The organism is Cupriavidus oxalaticus (genome assembly GCF_004768545.1).
Classification (GTDB): Bacteria; Pseudomonadota; Gammaproteobacteria; order Burkholderiales; family Burkholderiaceae; genus Cupriavidus; species Cupriavidus oxalaticus_A.
In genome coordinates, this window is sequence record NZ_CP038635.1 from 1983175 (window position 1) to 2000719 (window position 17545).

Genomic DNA, 17545 nt, shown 5'->3' on the forward strand with positions numbered 1-17545 from the left:
GCGGACAGCATCAACGATATGACCGACAGCAATTCGCCGAAGCGCAAGACGCTAGGCATCAAGGCCGCAAGCGATACCGGCACGGCCGCGCGCAAGACCGGCAACCGCCCGGTGCGGGTTTCGGACCTGAACCGCAACCGCGTGCGGGCCGTGACCGAAGGCATCAAGCGTGCGCAGCAGAATGACGGCGGCAAGAGTGCCGGCCGCCGCGCGCCAGGCGAAGCGCAATCGGGCGGCGACGTGCGCAAGCCGCGTCCGCCGCGGCCCGCTGACGGCGAGCGCCAGGCACGGCCGCGCCGTGCCGAAGGCGAAGCGCGCCCGCCTCGACGTTTTGGCGACGACGACAATCGTCCGCGCCGCTACGGCGACGATCGTGGTGAGGCTCGTCCGCGCCGCTTCGAAGGCAATGAGTCGCGTCCGCCGCGGCGATTTGGCGACGACGACAAACGTCCACGCCGCTATGGCGACGATCGTGGCGAGGCGCGCCCGCGCCGCTTCGAAGGCAATGAATCGCGTCCGCCGCGGCGCTTCGGCGACGACGACAACCGTCCGCGCCGCTATGGCGACGATCGCGGCGAAGCCCGCCCGCGCCGCTTCGAAGGCAATGAATCGCGTCCGCCGCGGCGCTTCGGCGACGACGACAACCGTCCGCGCCGCTATGGCGACGATCGCGGCGAAGCCCGCCCGCGCCGCTTCGAAGGCAATGAATCGCGTCCGCCGCGGCGCTTCGGCGACGACGACAACCGTCCGCGCCGCTATGGCGACGATCGCGGCGAAGCCCGCCCGCGCCGCTTCGAAGGCAATGAATCGCGTCCGCCGCGGCGCTTCGGCGACGACGACAACCGTCCGCGCCGCTATGGCGACGACCGCGGCGAAGCCCGCCCGCGTCGCTTCGAAGGCAATGAGTCGCGTCCGCCGCGGCGCTTTGGCGATGACGACAACCGTCCGCGGCGCTACGGCGACGACGAAAACCGTCCCCGTCGCCCTGCCCCCACCGGCGAACGCCGCCACGAAGGCTCGGCGCCGGCGCGCCGCTTCAGCGATGCCGCGGACCGCATCCGCACCGCCGGCACCTCCCGGCCGCAGGCACCGGCCCCGCGCCCGCAGCAGCCCGCCCGCGCCGATGCCGCGCCCGAGGCTACCCATGACGACGGCCTGGTGCGCCTGTCCAAGCGCATGTCCGAACTCGGCTTGTGCTCGCGCCGCGAAGCCGATGAATGGATTCCGCGCGGCTGGGTGCTGGTCGACGGCAAGCCGGTGACCGAGCTGGGCAGCCGCATCCGCCCGGATGCCGAAATCGAGATCCTGCAGGAAGCGCGCTCCGAACAGGGCGAGCGCGTCACCGTGCTGCTGCACAAGCCGGTGGGATACGTCTCCGGCCAGGCCGAGGACGGCTACGAGCCCGCCGCGGTGCTGTTCACCGCCGAGAACCAGTGGGAAGGCGACCCGTCGCGCAAGCGTTTCGCGCCGTGGCAACGCAAGAGCCTGGCGCCCGCCGGCCGCCTCGATATCGACTCAACCGGCCTGCTGGTGCTGACGCAGGATGGCCGCGTCGCGCGCGCGCTGATCGGCGAGGATTCGAACGTCGAGAAGGAGTACCTGGTGCGCGTGGTCTGGCACGGCCCGCAAGGTGCGGTCGAGCGCAATGTCAGCGAGGCATTCCCCGCCGACCAGCTCGAGCTGCTGCGCCACGGCCTGTCGCTGGACGGCGTGCTGCTCAAGCCGGCCAAGGTCAGCTGGCAGAACGAAGAACAGCTGCGCTTCGTGCTGCGCGAGGGCCGCAAGCGCCAGATCCGCCGGATGTGCGAGCAGGTCGGGCTGGAAGTGGTTGGCCTGAAGCGCGTGCGCATGGGCCGCGTGGTGCTGGGCGACCTGCCGCCGGGGAAGTGGCGGTTCCTGGGGCAGTTCGAGAAGTTCTGATGTGAAAAAAGCGGCCGCGATGGCCGCTTTTTTTGACAGACTTTGGCAAATTGCCACAGCCTCATGTCTGTACCGATTGCGTGCTCCCTCTCCCGCTTGCGGGAGAGGGAGCAAACCGGCAGCAGGCGATCACTCGTCGCTATTGGCCGGCAAATCCGGAAACAGGGTCTCGGTAAACCCAAACCGCGAAAAATCCCGGATCCGCATCGGGTAAAGAATGCCCTGCAGGTGGTCGCACTCATGCTGCACCACGCGCGCATGGAAGCCCTCGGCAACCCGCTCGATCCGGTTGCCCATGAGGTCGTACCCGCTGTATTTCAGCCGCACATGCCGCGGCACCACCCCGCGCAGGCCGGGCACCGACAGGCACCCTTCCCAGCCGTCTTCCAGCTCGTCCGACAGCATCTCCAGCACAGGGTTCATCAGCACCGTCTTGGGCACCATCGGCGCATCCGGATAGCGCGGGTTGCGGTCGAAGCCGAAGATCACCACCTGCAGGTCCACGCCGATCTGCGGCGCGGCCAGCCCCGCGCCGTTGGCGTGGTCCATGGTGTCGAACATGTCTTCGATCAGCGTGCGCAGTTCGGGCGTATTGAAACGCTCGACCTTCCGCGCCACCTGCAGCAGGCGCGGATCGCCCATCTTGAGAATCTCGCGGATCATGGCTGTTTCCCCGGTCTAATCCTGCGCGGGCGCGGCGCCCGCTTCTGCCAGCAACGCGAGCATGCCGGCCTCGTCCAGCACCGGCACGCCCAGCGCCTCGGCCTTGTCCAGCTTGCTGCCGGCTTCGGCGCCAGCGACCACATAGTCGGTCTTCTTCGACACCGAGCCCGCCACCTTGGCGCCCGCGGCCTCTAGCAATTCCTTGGCGTCCTCGCGCGACATCGTCGGCAGCGTGCCGGTCAGCACGAAGGTCTTGCCCGACAGCGGCGCCGGCGTCCTGGCGGCCGGCTCGCTCTCCGGCCAGTGTACGCCTGCGGCGCGCAGTTGTTCGATGACCTCGACGTTATGCGGCTCGCCAAAGAAGTGCGCGATCGACTGCGCCACCACCGGGCCGACGTCGTTGACCTCGAGCAGCGCGGCTTCGTCGGCGGCCATCAGCCCGTCGAGCTTGCCGAAATGCCTGGCGAGATCCTTGGCGGTGGCCTCGCCCACGTGGCGGATGCCGAGCGCGAAGATAAAGCGGTTCAGCGTCGTCTCGCGCGACGCCTCGATCGCCGCGACGAGGTTGGTCGCCGACTTGTCGGCCATGCGCTCCAGCGCCGCCAGCTTGGCCACGCCAAGCTTGTACAGGTCGGCCGGCGTGCGCACGATGCCCTGGTCCACCAGCTGCTCGACCACCTTGTCGCCCAGCCCTTCGATATCCATGGCACGGCGCTGCGCAAAATGCAGCAGCGCCTGTTTGCGCTGTGCCGCGCAGATCAGGCCGCCGGTGCAGCGCGCGATCGCCTCGTCTTCCAGCCGCTCGATATGCGAACCGCACACCGGGCAGGCCGTCGGCATCACGAAGGCGCGCGCATCCGCCGGACGGCGCTCAACAACCACCGCCACCACCTCCGGGATCACGTCACCGGCGCGGCGCACGATCACGGTATCGCCGATATGGACATCCTTGCGGCGGATCTCGTCCTCGTTATGCAGCGTGGCATTGGTCACGGTCACGCCGCCGACGAACACCGGCTGCAGCCGCGCCACCGGCGTGATCGCGCCGGTACGGCCGACCTGCACCTCGATGTCCTCGACGATGGTGGTCATTTCCTGCGCCGGGAACTTGTGCGCCAGCGCAAAGCGCGGCGCGCGCGAGACAAAGCCCAGCCGGTCCTGCTCGGCCAGCGCGTTGACCTTGTAGACCACGCCGTCGATATCGTATGGCAGGTCATCACGGCGCTCGCCGATATCGCGGTAGAAACCGAGCAATCCCTGCGCCCCCTTGACCACGGCGCGTTCCTTGCACACCGGCAGGCCCAGCGCATCGAAGCCGTCGAGCATGGCGCTGTGCGTGGGCGGGCGGTCCACGCCCTGCAGCTCGCCCAGGCCATAGGCGAAGAACGACAGCGGCCGCTTCGCGGTGATGCGCGGATCGAGCTGGCGCAGGCTGCCGGCAGCGGCGTTGCGCGGATTGACGAAGGTCTTTTCGCCGGCTTCCGCCTGGCGCGCGTTGAGCTTGGCGAAATCGCGGCGATACATGAAGACCTCGCCGCGCACTTCCAGTACCGCCGGCGCCTGGCCGCGCAGCTTCAGCGGGATCGCCTTGATGGTGCGCACGTTGACGGTCACGTCCTCGCCGGTCTCGCCGTCGCCGCGGGTGGCGGCCTGCACCAGCCGGCCGTCTTCATAGCGCAGCGACATGGCCAGCCCGTCGAACTTCAGCTCGCAGGAGTACTCCACCGCGTCAGCCGCGCTGAACAGGTCGGCCTCGCCCGCCGCGGGTGCGGTGCGGCCCAGGCCCTGCGCGCAGCGGCGGTCGAAGTTGAGCACGTCGTCGTCGGCGAACCCGTTGTTCAGCGACAGCATCGGCACGCGGTGGCGCACCGTGTCGAAGGCGGCCAGCGCCTCGCCGCCGACGCGCTGCGTGGGCGAATCCGGCGACTGCAGCTCGGGATGCTCCAGCTCGAGCGCCATCAGTTCGGCGAACAGCGCGTCGTACTCGGCATCCGGGATGGTGGGCGCGTCCAGCACGTAGTACTGGTAGCTGTGGCGGTTGAGCTCGTCGTGCAGCCAGGCGACGCGCCTGGCCGCGGCTTCGGGCGGCAAGCCGCCGGCGGGCGCGGAGGCTTCAGCCTGCGCGCCGCGTGGTTTTGCGGTCATGGCAGGCTCCGGCTAGACGCTGAACAAGCGCAGCGCCACCGGCGAGCCGGCCGGCATGCCGCGCGCTTCCAGCTTCTGGTACAGCGTTTCCAGCTGGCTGAAGATGGCGATGAACGAGGCTTCGGTCAGCGGGCGCATATTGTCGTCGACCAGTTGCGCGCCCATGCGCTGGGCCAGCGTGTTGCCGTATTCGCAAACCGTCTTGAACGGCCTGGCGCCCTGGTCCGCCAGCGGCACGTCGAGCAGCAGCGTGATCTGGCGCCCGGACTTGACGGTCAGGTCGTCGCGCAGGAAGTTGGTATCGCCGAACTGCAGCGTGAACAGCGGGCGCTGCACGCCTTCGGCATTGGCCTGATAGCGGATAAAGCGCGTGCCGTCGCGCGACAGCACCAGCCCGTCCTGCGTGGCCACGTTCTGCACGTAGGCGGCCGACCACGGCGCGCCGTCGGAAATCACATTGACGCCCAGCTGCACGTCGCTGCCGGCGGCAAAGCCATCCAGTTCGCGCGCGTTGGCCACGGTCTCGCTCATGTCGGGCAGGTCGGCGGAGGCGTCGAGCGCCTCGGCCAGCGATTCCACCGCGGTGATGAACTCGGAGAACTCCAGCGCATTGAGCGGGCCGCTGCGGTTGGCCAGCTGCACGCCGACCTGCAGGTCTTCGTACTGGTGGCCGGCGGTGACCGGTTCCCAGGCATTGGCTTCGGCGCGCAGACCCTCGATATGGACCTGCTTGGTGCCGGCACGGCGCAGCCGCCCGGTCAGCGGCAGGATGCGGTCGCCGGAGGCCTTGCGCTCCAGGTGCAGCGGCACGATGCAGTCGATCAGCGGATCGACCACGGCCGGCGCGGGCTGGCCGTCGGGAACGGCGGCGAGCGGGGCCGGAACCGGGGCCGGGATCGGTGCCGGCGCTGGGGCGGGTACGGGCGCCGCAGCGGGTGCCGGCGCATCGGCCACCGCGGGGCCCGTCGCCGGGGCGGATTCGGCCTCGGCGTCGCCGGCCGCGGCGCCGGGCTCGGCCTGCACCACGCCGGCAGCCACCGCGACTTCCTCGGCCACGGCCTCGTCAGCATCGGCGGTGCTGGCCGCGGCCGCGGCCGCGGCGGCCACGTGGTTGGGCTGCGACGATGCTGCCGGCGTGCCCGGCGCCAGCGTCGGCTCGCGCCGCTGCACCGACTCGGCGTTGGCCTCGTGCAGCCGCGCCGCGGTCTCCGGGGCAGTGGCCTGGCCGACCACCGGCTCGCGCATCGGCGGCAGGTCGTCCTCGGGGCTCAGCTCGCGCGGACGGCGCGCCTTGCGGATCTGCCACTGGTTGTAGCCAAACAGCAGCACCAGGAATACCAAACCCGCGACGATCAGCGCGGTCTGCAGGTCCATGTTCAGCTTCATGCTGCAATCTCCAAAGCGCCCATGTTGGTCACAGCATTGTGGTCTCGGGGCTCCTGCTTACGGCTCATGCTGCCTCCGCCATCGAAACCGCCGCGTCCATATCCACGGCCACGATCCGCGAAACGCCTTGCTCCTGCATGGTCACGCCAATGAGTTGATGAGCCATTTCCATGGCGATCTTGTTATGTGAGATGAAAACGAATTGAGTCTTGTCCGACATGCGCGCCACCATGTTGGCGTAGCGCTCGGTGTTGGCATCGTCCAGCGGCGCGTCCACCTCGTCCAGCAGGCAGAACGGCGCCGGGTTGAGCTGGAACATCGCAAACACCAGCGCAATCGCGGTCAGCGCCTTCTCGCCGCCCGACAGCAGGTGGATGGTCGAGTTCTTCTTGCCCGGGGGCTGCGCCATCACCTGCACGCCGGCGTCGAGGATTTCCTCGCCGGTCATGATCAGGCGCGCCTGGCCGCCACCGAACAGCGACGGGAACAGCTCGCCGAAATGGTGGTTGACCTGGTCGAAGGTGCCCTGCAGCAACGCACGGGTTTCCTGGTCGATCTTGGCGATCGCGTCTTCCAGCGTGTTGATGGCGTCGTTCAGGTCGGCCGACTGCGCATCGAGGAAGGTCTTGCGCTCGCGCGCCGCCGCCAGTTCCTCGAGCGCGGCCATGTTGACCGGGCCCAGCGCGTTGATGGCGTTGTTGATGCGCGTGACTTCGCCCTGCAGGTACGACGGCTTCAGGTCGCCGGTGAGCTTGTGCGCCAGCCCGGCTTCGTCGACCTGCGCCGTGGTCAGCTGCTCGCTGAACTGCTCCTGGTTCAGGCGCGCGGCCTGCTCCTTGAGCTGCAGCTCGGTGATGCGGTCGCGCAGCGGCTGCAGGCTGCGCTCGGCGGCCAGGCGCTGCTCGTCGAACTGGCGCAGCTGCGCCGACAGCGCATCGAGTTCGGTGCGCGCGACGGTGAGCCTGGCTTCCTTCTCGGCGCGCAGTTCCAGCGCATCCTGCAGGCCGGTATGCGCGGTCTGCTCGTTGATGGTTTCAAGCTCGGCGCGGGCGTTCTCCAGCGATTCGGCGATGCGCTCGGCCTGGTCCGCCGCGACCTGGATATTGCGGCGCAGTTCGTCGATGCGGCTGGACAGGTTGCGCTCGGCAAAGAGCGCTTCCTGCGCCGCGCGCTCGAAGTCACGCAGCTGGTGGCGCGCGGCCGACAGCTTGCTGTCCAGCGCCTCGAAGGCCATCTGCTGGTCTTCGTGCGAGGCCTGCATCTCGGCCAGCGCGGCGTCGTGCTGCTCGAAGCTGGCTTCGGATTCTGCACGGATCGCGCGCTGCTCTTCGATCTGCGCGTGGATTTCTTCCAGCTCCTCGCGGATCTGGCCGCTGCGCGCGGAATAGCGCTCCATCGCCTGCGACAGCTTGAGCACGTCCATCTGCAGCGCATGCACGCGGCGCGTGGCCTGCTCGGCGCGCGTGCGGGCCTCGCCCAGCGCCTGGCTGGCCTGCGTGTACGCAGCCTCGGCACGTACTGCCTGGGTCTTGGCTTCGTCAGACAGCAGCGCCTGCGCACGCGCCTGCTTCTGCAGGTTTTCGATTTCCTGCTCGCGCGCCAGCATGCCGGCCTGTTCGGAATCGGCGGCGTAGATCTGGATCGCGTTGCGGCCCACCAGGTGGCCTTGGGCCACCACGAACGACGCGCCTTCGGGCAGCGTGCCGCGCGTGGCCAGCGCCTGCGCCATGTCGGTGGCGACGAAGATATCGGCCAGCCAGTCCTGCATCACTGCGCGGATGCCCGGCTCGGTGATCTGCACCAGCGACATCAGCGGACGCAGCCCCGCCGGCGTTTCGAGCGGACGGGCCGCGGCCGGGGGCGAGTAGAACGCGAGCTTGGCCGGCGGCGCGTCGGTCAGGAAGGCCTTGACCCAGTCCAGGTTGGAAATTTCCAGCGCGTTCAGCTTCTCGCGCAGCACGGATTCCAGCGCGTTTTCCCAGCCCGCCTCGATATGGACCTTCTTCCACAGGCGCGGCAGCTCGGCCAGCTCGTGCTTCGCCAGCCAGGGCTGCACCTTGCCGTCGGTCTGCACGTTCTCCTGCAGCTGGCGCAGCGCATGCAGGCGCGCTTCCAGCGACGCGATCGCGGCGGCTTCACTATGCACGCGCGCCTGCGCGGCGCGGCGCTCTTCATCGAGGCGCGGCACGCTTTCTTCGGCATCGGCCAGCACGGCCTGGGCTTCCTCGACCAGCGCCTCCTGCTCGGCCAGCTCGGCGCGGCCCTGTTCCAGCCGGGTTTCATCCGGACGGTCCAGGCCCTTTTCCTCGGCCGACAGGCGCTCGCGGCGCTGCTCCAGCTGCTGCAGCATCTGGTCGGCGCTGCGCTGCTGCGCGGCTTCGAGCTTGAGCGCCTGCTCGGCCTGCATGATGCCGGCGCGCTGCTCGTTGAGCAGCTGCTGGGCATCGCGCCACAGGCCTTCCAGCGTCGGCAGCTCGTCGTTTTTGTGCGCCACCGCCTCCTGCGCCTCGACCGTGCGGCCCTCGGCCACGGCCAGGTTCTCTTCGGCCTGCGCCAGTTCGTCGGTGGCCTGCTCGGCCTTGCCCTGCCACTGCTCGCGTTGCGCCGTCAGCGCGGCAATCTGGGCCTGCACGCGGTTGCGCGACTCCACCACGTAGCGGATCTCGGCCTCGAGCTTGCTGACCTCGGCATTGGCTTCGTACAGCGCGCCCTGCGCCGCATGCATGCCGTCGGATGCGGCATAGTGCGCGGCGCGCATGGTTTCCAGCTCGGCCTCGACATGGCGCAGCTGCGCGGTCTGCGCTTCCAGGTCGATCTGGGCCTGCTCGATGGCGCGCTGGTGGCGTTCCTGCTCGACCTGCGCCTCGCGCTTGCGCAGCAGCCACAGCAGGTGCTGCTTTTCTTCGCCATCGGACTGCAGCGTCTTGAAGCGCTGGGCGACTTCGGCCTGGCCTTCCAGCTTTTCCAGGTTGGTGCCGAGTTCGCGCAGGATGTCCTCGACGCGGGTCAGGTTTTCGCGCGTGTCGGACAGGCGGTTCTCGGTCTCGCGCCGGCGCTCCTTGTACTTGGACACCCCCGCGGCTTCTTCCAGGAAGATGCGCATGTCATCGGGCTTGGCCTCGATGATGCGCGAGATCATGCCCTGCCCGATGATGGCGTAGGCGCGCGGGCCCAGGCCCGTGCCCAGGAAAATGTCCTGGATGTCGCGCCGGCGCACCGGCTGGTTGTTGATGTAGTAGGACGAGGTGCCGTCGCGGGTCAGCACGCGCTTGACCGCCACTTCGGCGTACTGGCTCCACTGGCCGGCGGCGCGGCCTTCGGCGTTGTCGAACACCAGTTCGACGCTGGCCCGGCCGGCCTGCTTGCGCGCGGTGGAACCGTTGAAGATCACGTCCTGCATGGACTCGCCGCGCAGCTCCGAAGCGCGTGACTCGCCCAGCACCCAGCGCACCGCGTCGATGATGTTGGATTTGCCGCAGCCGTTGGGACCGACGATGCCGACCAGTTGGCCCGGCACCTGGAAATTGGTGGGATCGACGAATGACTTGAAGCCCGCCAGCTTGATCGAGGATAGTCGCACGGTTTCTCGTGTGGTATCGGCCGCCAGCGGTCCGTCTTGGGTACCGCGCGCAGCCTGGTATCGGGGCTATAGCAATGTTCAGAAGCCGGGCTGCGCGGGAGCCGGCGCGGCGTGCCGCCTGCGCCTCAAAATACCCCCCGGGCCCGAGAATTGGGGCTAATCATACCATCGCAGATGCCTTCGCCGGCCCGTTTGGCGGTTGCCCCGGCGCCATATTCCTACCCCGATTTCCCTTGCTTTTCCGTCCCTTACAGGGGATTCCGCAAGCACTTTGGCATTCATCGGCGGCGTGCCCGGCCGGCACGCCTGTGACGTGGCCGGGAAACTAATTAGGGTAAATGCTAGTCTCTGCACTGTCGGCGTGATCCCGGATTCGCTCCGGGAGCCGCGCACCATGAAAGCCCCCCCCGAAGCCCTGCCCTTGCGGCAATTTCCAGGAGGACCAAGCATGCGTGAACTGTCGGCGGCCGCCCGGGCGTGGTCCATCAGCGACATCAATAACCGGCAATCGAGCTAGAGCGCGTCCGCGGTGACCGCCGCCTGTTCTACCCTGCTGGTGTCTGCCTCGTTTATCGAAAGTGGCTCCGATGGGCCTCGTAGGCCTTGAGGTGGCTGTACGCGACTTGCAGCAGCTACAGCGGGCCACGGTAGTACGCACTGTCAAGCGCACGCTGGCTGGCTGCGTCCGTCCCATCACGTGCTGCCGCACCAAATGTCCGTTGCGCTTTGCATTGGGCAGCCTGCGTACTATGCTTCAGCGACAACCCATAGCATCCTGCTGCGCCTTGCATGTCCGGGGGGAACAACAAGAGTGAGCGCACCGCATGGCGCTGAAAGGCGGGGAAACAGCATGTGTTTCTTTCTTCGCAAAGCTTGCTGCATGCAACTGGCAGTACTCAGCCTGTTCAGCGTCCCCACCTTTGCCTATGAAGTCGCCCCGGTCAGCGGGGGCGGCAAGATCGAAGGCAAGGTCACTTTCCAGGGCACCGTCCCGATCCGCAAGATCATCCCCACCAAGGACCGCGAAGTCTGCGGCGGCCCGCGCGATGAACCACAGATCCGCGTGGGCGCCGGCAAAGGCGTCCAGGATGCCGTCGTGTACCTGAAGGAAGTGCCCAAAGGGAAGGCCTGGGGTACCCCCGACAAGATCCCGGTGCTCGACCAGGAACACTGCATTTTCAAGCCTGCCGTGCAGGTGATCCGAGCCGGCAAGCTTGAAGTCACCAGCTCTGATCCGATACTGCACAATACCCACGGCTTCTACGGACAGCGCACGGCATTCAACCTTGCGCTACCCGAGAAAGGGGTCAAGATCACGCGCGAACTTCCGCGGCCCGGGCTGGTCCGGGTCGAGTGCGACGCGCACGGCTGGATGCTGGCCCACATCTATGTCGCCGATAGCCCGTACTACGCGCTGACCGGCGAAGACGGCAGCTTCCGCATCGACGACGTTCCACCAGGCAATTACACCCTGGTTGCCACGCAGTACTACACCGGCGATACCGAGACGCCAGTCACGGTAGCCGGCGGCCAGACCGCGAAACTCTCGATCGAACTGAAAAAGAAATAGCGCGTTCAGTTTCGCCGCTGCCAACTTCATCATCCCCCGGGGGGCGGAGGACCGCCAGATGAACTCATTCCAACTCGAACGACGCGAGTTGCACCGGACCCTGGCCGGTCCGGGCGATCGCCCGGAAGGCGCAGCAGTATGGACGCGCCGCACATTCCTGCACCAGGCGCTGCTCAAAGGCGTTGCGGGCGCCGCCGCATGCGGGTTCTTCCCGCTCCTGAACACTCTTGAGGTGGCCTACGGGCAAACCGGGCAGAGCTTCCGCTTTGCCTGGGTCTCCGACACGCACCTTTATCCGAGGGAGCTCAACTCCCGCTTCGTGGAAAAGACGGTGCGCGCCTTCAAGGAAGTGCAGGCGATGAATCCGCCGGCTGACTTCATGATCTTCGGCGGCGACCTGGCGCAGCTGGGCGATCCTGTCGAGCTGCAACTCGGCGCCGAACTGCTGAAGGAAGTGAAGGTCCGCAAGGTCTTCATCCCGGGCGAGCACGACTGGTACCTCGACATGGGGTCGACCTGGAACAAGACCTTCGGCAACACGCCCTGGACCTTCGACCACAAAGGCGTGCGCGTGATCGGCCTGAATACGGTCGCTGCCGCACCTGACTTCTGGACGGCACGCAAGATGACGCCGAAAGAGCGCATGGGACATATGGCCACGCTCGACGGCACTCTGGGTGGTGCCTGGTCGGCGATCGGCGAAAAGCAAATGCGCTGGCTCAACAGCACGCTGTCGAACTGGCCCAAGAGCAGCCCGGTCATCCTGTTCACGCATACGCCGCTGTACGAGTACTACCCGCCTTGGAATTTCTGGATCCGCGACTGGCGCGAGGCGCATGAAATCCTCAAGCCCTACGCCAACGTCACCAATATCCACGGTCATACGCACCAGGTGCTCTACAACGAGATCGGCAAGGTGCGCTCGATCGGCATGCTGGCCACGTCGTGGCCATGGCCCTACGCGCCGGAAGGCGTGCCGCTGCTGACCAAGCCGATGATTCGCGCCGATCCGGGCGATCACTTCGACGGCGTGGGCTGGAGCACGCTGACCATGACCCCGCAGGGACGGGTGGAGAACGAATACAAGATGTGGCGCAAGACGGTCTTCGCCGACCAGCCGGCGGATTCCGGCACTGAGGACAACCGCAACCAGGTGCTCAGCCCGCGCGTGGCCGACCGGATCTAGCCCGGCCGGCACCCCTGATCCGGCGCAGAAATGCGTGAGGAGCGAATGATGAAGAACGACAAATGGCATGCCCGGGCCCTGGCGGCTGGGGTAGCCGTGTTGCTGCTGCTCGGCTACGACAGCGACCAGCCGATGGCGCACAAGGAACCCCACACGGCAGATCAGCTGAAAGCGTTTGAAGAGGTGTTCATGGAACAGGTGAAGGTCGGCGACCAGCTGTTCCACGGCGATTCCGGTGCGCAGCAGCGGCTGAACGTCAAGCTGTCGAACACCGGTGTTGCCTGCGCCATGTGCCACCCGTATGCGTCGGACACCCATCCGCATGAGTTTCCCAAGTTCCAGGAACAGATGAACGAGTTCGCCACGCTGCGGGACATGATCAACTGGTGCATCGAGAAACCCAACGAAGGCGAGAAGATCGACCCCAACGGGCCCGCCATGAAAGCGCTCGAGGCGTACATCTACTACTCGAACCGCAACAGCAAGCTCGATCCAGGCAGGCACTGAGCGCGTGGCCGGCTGCGATAACGAAGGGAGATAAAAGCATATGACTGCCGCCCGCGCGACATCGGACCCATCCGAAGCATTTCCTGACCTGGATTCGCTGATCGACCGCGGGCTTATTCTCAAGTGGCTCTACTGGGGATTGTTCTGGCTGATGTTCACGCCCAGCATCGGCGTGACCATCTCCAGCCTGTTCAACTTCCCAGACTACCTGGGGACCTCGCAATACCTGACTTTCGGCCGCTTGCGGCCGATGCATGTCAATGGCGTGATCTTCGGCGCCTTCTCCACGCTGTTCATCGGCTTGTGCTACTACCTGCTGCCGCGCCTGTGCGGCGTGCCGGTATGGAAAGGCCGGTGGGGACACTGGCTGGTATGGGTGTGGAACCTGGGCCTGGTTGCCGGCATGGCGTCGCTGATGCTCGGCTACAACCAGGGCCTGGAGGCCGGCGAATTCCCGCTTGCGATCGACGCCATCATCTTCTTCGTGGTGACGGTCACCACCGTGCAGTTCCTGATGACGATCGCGCACCGGCGCGAGCCGCAACTCTATGTGGCAGTGTGGTACCTGATCGGCGCCTTTGTCTGGACCGTGATGAACCTGGTACTCGGCAGCTTTATCCTGCCGTACACCATCACCGGCATCAACAGCGCCGCCTTCCACGGCCTGTTCATCCACTACATCGTGGGGCTGTGGATCACGCCTGCCGGCTACGTGCTGATCTACTATTTCCTGCCGGCGAGCGTGCAGAACCCGGTCTACAGCCACAAGCTGTCGCTGGTGGGGTTCTGGTCGCTGGCGCTGTTCTATCCCTTCGTCGGCATCCACCATTACCTGTACAGCCCCATCGCCGACTGGGCCGAGACGCTGGCGATCATCACCTCGATGCTGCTGATCGTGCCGGTCTGGACGGTATTGCAGAATTTCTTCGGCACCATGATGGGCCGCTGGCACACCTTTACCCAGAACCTGACCGCCAAATTCCTGATCATGGGTTCGCTGATGTACCTCGCGGGCTGCTTCCAGGGCTCGACCGAGGCCCTGCGCGCGATCCAGCAGCCAACGCATTTCAGCGATTTCGTCATCTCGCACTCGCACCTGACGGTATTCGGCACCTTCGTGGTGTGGGCCATCGGCGGCACGGTCTACGTGATACCCAGGCTGGTGGCGCGGCCGCTATGGTCGGCGCGGCTCGGCAACTGGTCGTTCTGGCTGATCACCTTCGGCATCAGCCTGATGGGACTGGACCTGACCATGGCCGGCCTGCAGCAGGGCTACATGCTGATGGCGGGCGTGGAATGGCTGGACTCGCTGGTAGCCATCCGGCCCTACTGGCTGGTGCGCACGACTGCCGGCATCTCGATGGACATCGGCATGTCGCTGCTGGTCTACAACCTGATGCGCACCGTGATGGCGGCCGAGCCCGCCACGGCACCGAGCGCCACGGGCGCCGCACGCGGAGCGTCAACATGACCCCGCGCCGCCCCGATGGCCGCTATGGCCTGCGCTTCTATGCACTGATCGCGGGGTTCGGCTGCCTCTCGCTGGCCGCCTTCGTGCAGGGCGTGCTGCCGATGCTGGAGCCGCAGTCGCGCACCGACAAGGTCACCCAGGTGGTGCGCACCGACCTGGGCGAACTGAAATGGACGGAAGCACGCGCCACCGACTACACGCCGCTGCAGTTGCGGGGCCGCGAGGTCTATACGCGCGAAGGCTGCTGGTACTGCCACTCGCAGTTCGTGCGCCCGGTCACCGGCGAGACCCGGCGCTGGGGCCCGGTCTCCCAGGCCGGCGAATACGCGTTTGACCTGCCGCACCTGTTCTCGACGCGGCGCATCGGCCCGGATCTCTCGCGCGTCGGCCTGAAGTTCAGCGATGCCTGGCACCTGGCGCACTTCTGGGATCCGCGCATGTTGTCGCCCGACTCGATCATGCCGCGCTTCACCGCGCTGTTCTCCGAGCCGCACACCGCACGGCTGGTGACCGACCAGCAGGGGCGCCGCACCGTCGAGAACACGCCCGCGACCCGGCAGCTGTTCGATTTCGGCAGCAGCGAGACCATCACGCTGACGCCCAACCAGGCCGGCCTGCTCTATGTCCCGGAGCGGGGGAAGTACCCCGTGATCCTGACCCCCAACAAGGAATTCACAGGCGAGACCGTGATCCTGATCGCCGACACGGAAGACCTGCGCGCGCTGGTGGCCTACCTGCAAAAGCTGGGCACCAACCGCGGCAAGTGGCGCGACCGCTTCGAGCCGCAGCAGATGGAGGCCTCGCAGACGAGCATCCCGCGTTCGGAGGAGTGGATCGCGCACGGCAAGAACGTGTATGAGCGTCGCTGCCTGGGCTGCCATGGCGTCAAGGGCGATGGCAACGGACCGGCCGCCGCGTTCATGCAGAAGGACCGCCCGCGCAATTTCACGCTGGGCGTGTTCAAGTTCCGCCTCACGCCGTCGGGCTCCATGCCGGATGACGGCGACCTGCTGCGCACCATCACGCGCGGCGTGCGCGGCACCGCGATGCCGAGCTGGCACGAACTTCCGGAAAAAGACCGGCTGGCGGTGATCCAGTACATCAAGTACGTACTGGCGGCCGACCGCAGCAATCCCGACAAGCCCTACTTCTACTTCCTCGAAGAGCCGCCGCTCGCGCCGATCTTTATCGGCGTGCCGCCCAAGCCCTCGGCCGAAATGATCCAGCGCGGCAAGCAGGCCTGGGACCGCGCCAAATGCTGGGAATGCCACGGGCGCACCGGCAAGGGCGATGGCGAAAAGGCGGCCGGACTCGAGGACGATTTCGGCTTCCCGATCCCGCCGGCCAACCTGACCACCGGGCAGTTCAAGTCCGGGGCATCGGTGAAGGACATCTTCCGCACCATGAGCACGGGGCTGTCCGGCACGCCGATGCCGTCGTTCAGCGACACGGTGTCCGAAGACGATCGCTGGGCGTTGGCCTACTTTGTCCTGTCGCTGTCGGCCTACACCGATCCCCTGACCGGCCAGCCGCTGCCGATCCCGCCCGGGCAGAAAGCCGCGCTGAACGACCCCGGCCTGCGCGCCGACGAATCGCGCCACGCCTATCGCGCGCCGGCGGCGGGCCAACCGGGACAGCCCGGCCAGCCAAGCACCTATGCCGGCGAGGCGTGGGCCAGGCGGCATGGTTTCGCATTTGCCGACGAGCGCTAGCCAGAGGGAACGAGCATGGCAGAACTCACCTTGCTGCAATTCGTGGTGGCCTTCTTCATGAGCCTCGGCGCGGTCTGCGTGTTTATCTGGGCCGTGCTGTCGGGGCTGTTCGAAGACGTCGAAGCCATCAAGTACAAGGCCTACCGGGCCGAAGTCAAGGACGACGAAGCGGAGGCATCCGGCCATGAATGATGAACGCGACAGCCCGCCCGCCGTGCCGGAAGAGCCGCATCACCGGCAGACCCAAGACTACGGCGGCGGCCATATCCAGGCGCGGCATGGCCGCATCAATGTGTGGCTGCTGGTGGTCTACCTGGTGTTGTTCGTCTGGGCGTTGTACTACGGCTATGCCTACTGGGGCGGGCTCGGGCCAGGGCTGGACCTGACGCGCTAAGCCAACCGCCCGCCGACCGTCCGCCATACCATCGGAGCCGACCATGATACCGAGACTGCTGCTCGCGCTGGCCCTGCTGAACCTGGCCTTCCTGTTCGGCGAACTCGCGCTGAACGTGCTCGGCCTGCAGTTCCTATAAGCGGAGCCGGTCATGACCCTTGCCGAAGCGATCGCCTTCTGGATCTTCGTCATCATGACGGTTGGCTTCTTTGCCTGGGTGGCCTACCTGGCGTTACGCAAGTAGCGGGAGAGGCCATGAGCGACCTGTGGCTGGTCTTCCTGGCAGGCGTCGCCGGCAGCATGCACTGCGCCGGCATGTGCGGCGGCTTTGCCTGCGGCCTGGGCCCCGCGCCCGGCGGACGCGTTGCCACCTTGCTGCGGCACCTGGGCTACAACCTGGGCCGCATCGGCAGCTATGCGTTCCTTGGCACGCTGGCCGGCTATCTCGGCATGCTGCTCGTCGGGCACTCCGGTGAAAGCAGCATGGCCAGCATGGTGCAGCGCGGGCTGGCCATCCTGTCCGGGCTGCTGATGCTGCTGATCGGGCTGAACCTGGCCGGGCTCATTGGCCGAGGCGGCCATGCGCTGGGCGGTGGGGGCGCGCAGTGGCTGGCGCAATCGCTGCGCACCTTGCTGCGCCGGCCCGGACCTGGCGCGCCGCTGGCATTTGGCGTGCTGAACGGCTTTCTCCCCTGCCCGCTGGTCTACGCCTTTGCCGCGCAGGCGGCGGCCAGCGGAACCGCACTGGGCGGCCTGCAGATCATGCTCGCGTTCGGGCTCGGCACCTTGCCCACCATGCTGGCGATGGGTGGCCTCGGGCTCTGGTGGCGCGCGCGGCATCGGCCTGCGGGCATCCCGGTGCAGCCCGTCATCGCCAGCTTCCTGCCTGCGCCTGCGGCGCGCCCGGGCTGGCGCATGCAGGGTGTGCGCGCCGCCGGCGCGTTCATCGTCCTGCTCGGCCTGATCACGCTCGCGCGCGGCGTGGTGCCGATGAGCGCCCACCTGCATTAG

At 67.0% G+C, this 17545-nt stretch carries 13 protein-coding genes; 9 read left to right on the forward strand and 4 right to left on the reverse strand.

Annotated features, from left to right (window positions below):
* Window positions 1-18: 18 nt before the first annotated feature.
* Window positions 19-1920 (forward strand): pseudouridine synthase, encoded by a 1902-nt coding sequence (locus E0W60_RS19975; protein ID WP_135705372.1) that lies wholly within the window; start codon window positions 19-21, stop codon window positions 1918-1920.
* 129 nt (window positions 1921-2049) lie between these two features.
* Here E0W60_RS19975 and def read toward each other — a convergent pair whose 3' ends face one another.
* The 4 genes from def to smc form a co-directional block, all read right to left on the reverse strand.
* A complete protein-coding gene (gene def / locus E0W60_RS19980) occupies window positions 2050-2583 on the reverse strand; it encodes a peptide deformylase (protein WP_135705373.1) in 534 nt (177 codons plus the stop codon).
* A 15-nt stretch (window positions 2584-2598) separates the two neighbouring features.
* On the reverse strand, window positions 2599-4728 hold the full coding sequence (gene ligA, locus E0W60_RS19985; RefSeq protein WP_135705374.1) for an NAD-dependent DNA ligase LigA: 2130 nt from the start codon (window positions 4726-4728) through the stop codon (window positions 2599-2601).
* A gap of 12 nt (window positions 4729-4740) precedes the next feature.
* On the reverse strand, window positions 4741-6114 hold the full coding sequence (locus tag E0W60_RS19990) for a cell division protein ZipA C-terminal FtsZ-binding domain-containing protein (RefSeq protein WP_135705375.1): 1374 nt from the start codon (window positions 6112-6114) through the stop codon (window positions 4741-4743).
* Window positions 6115-6178: 64 nt separating this feature from the next.
* Window positions 6179-9694, reverse strand: a complete 3516-nt coding sequence (smc, locus tag E0W60_RS19995) for a chromosome segregation protein SMC (protein WP_135705376.1) — start codon at window positions 9692-9694, stop codon at window positions 6179-6181.
* Between the two features lie 880 nt (window positions 9695-10574).
* Between smc and E0W60_RS20000 the strand changes: the two genes are divergently transcribed.
* From E0W60_RS20000 to E0W60_RS20035, 8 genes are all read left to right on the forward strand, one after another.
* A complete protein-coding gene (locus E0W60_RS20000) occupies window positions 10575-11264 on the forward strand; it encodes a carboxypeptidase regulatory-like domain-containing protein (RefSeq protein WP_205751632.1) in 690 nt (229 codons plus the stop codon).
* Between the two features lie 58 nt (window positions 11265-11322).
* Window positions 11323-12450: a metallophosphoesterase family protein gene (locus tag E0W60_RS20005; protein ID WP_133096317.1), complete on the forward strand. Its 1128-nt coding sequence runs from the start codon at window positions 11323-11325 to the stop codon at window positions 12448-12450.
* A gap of 45 nt (window positions 12451-12495) precedes the next feature.
* Complete coding sequence (locus E0W60_RS20010) at window positions 12496-12957, forward strand: hypothetical protein (protein ID WP_205751633.1); 462 nt, start codon at window positions 12496-12498, stop codon at window positions 12955-12957.
* 40 nt (window positions 12958-12997) lie between these two features.
* Window positions 12998-14428: a cbb3-type cytochrome c oxidase subunit I gene (locus tag E0W60_RS20015; RefSeq protein WP_135705377.1), complete on the forward strand. Its 1431-nt coding sequence runs from the start codon at window positions 12998-13000 to the stop codon at window positions 14426-14428.
* Complete coding sequence (locus E0W60_RS20020) at window positions 14425-16140, forward strand: cbb3-type cytochrome c oxidase subunit II (RefSeq protein ID WP_135705378.1); 1716 nt, start codon at window positions 14425-14427, stop codon at window positions 16138-16140. The genes E0W60_RS20015 and E0W60_RS20020 overlap by 4 nt, the downstream gene beginning before the upstream one ends.
* A 15-nt stretch (window positions 16141-16155) precedes the next feature.
* Window positions 16156-16332 carry a cbb3-type cytochrome oxidase assembly protein CcoS gene (ccoS, locus tag E0W60_RS20025; RefSeq protein ID WP_133096320.1) on the forward strand — a complete coding sequence of 59 codons (177 nt, stop codon included), beginning with the start codon at window positions 16156-16158 and terminating at the stop codon, window positions 16330-16332.
* Window positions 16325-16534 (forward strand): hypothetical protein, encoded by a 210-nt coding sequence (locus E0W60_RS20030; RefSeq protein ID WP_133096321.1) that lies wholly within the window; start codon window positions 16325-16327, stop codon window positions 16532-16534. The genes ccoS and E0W60_RS20030 overlap by 8 nt, the downstream gene beginning before the upstream one ends.
* Window positions 16535-16789: 255 nt before the next feature.
* Entirely contained in the window at window positions 16790-17545 is a 756-nt protein-coding gene (locus tag E0W60_RS20035; RefSeq protein WP_135705379.1) for a sulfite exporter TauE/SafE family protein, read from the forward strand.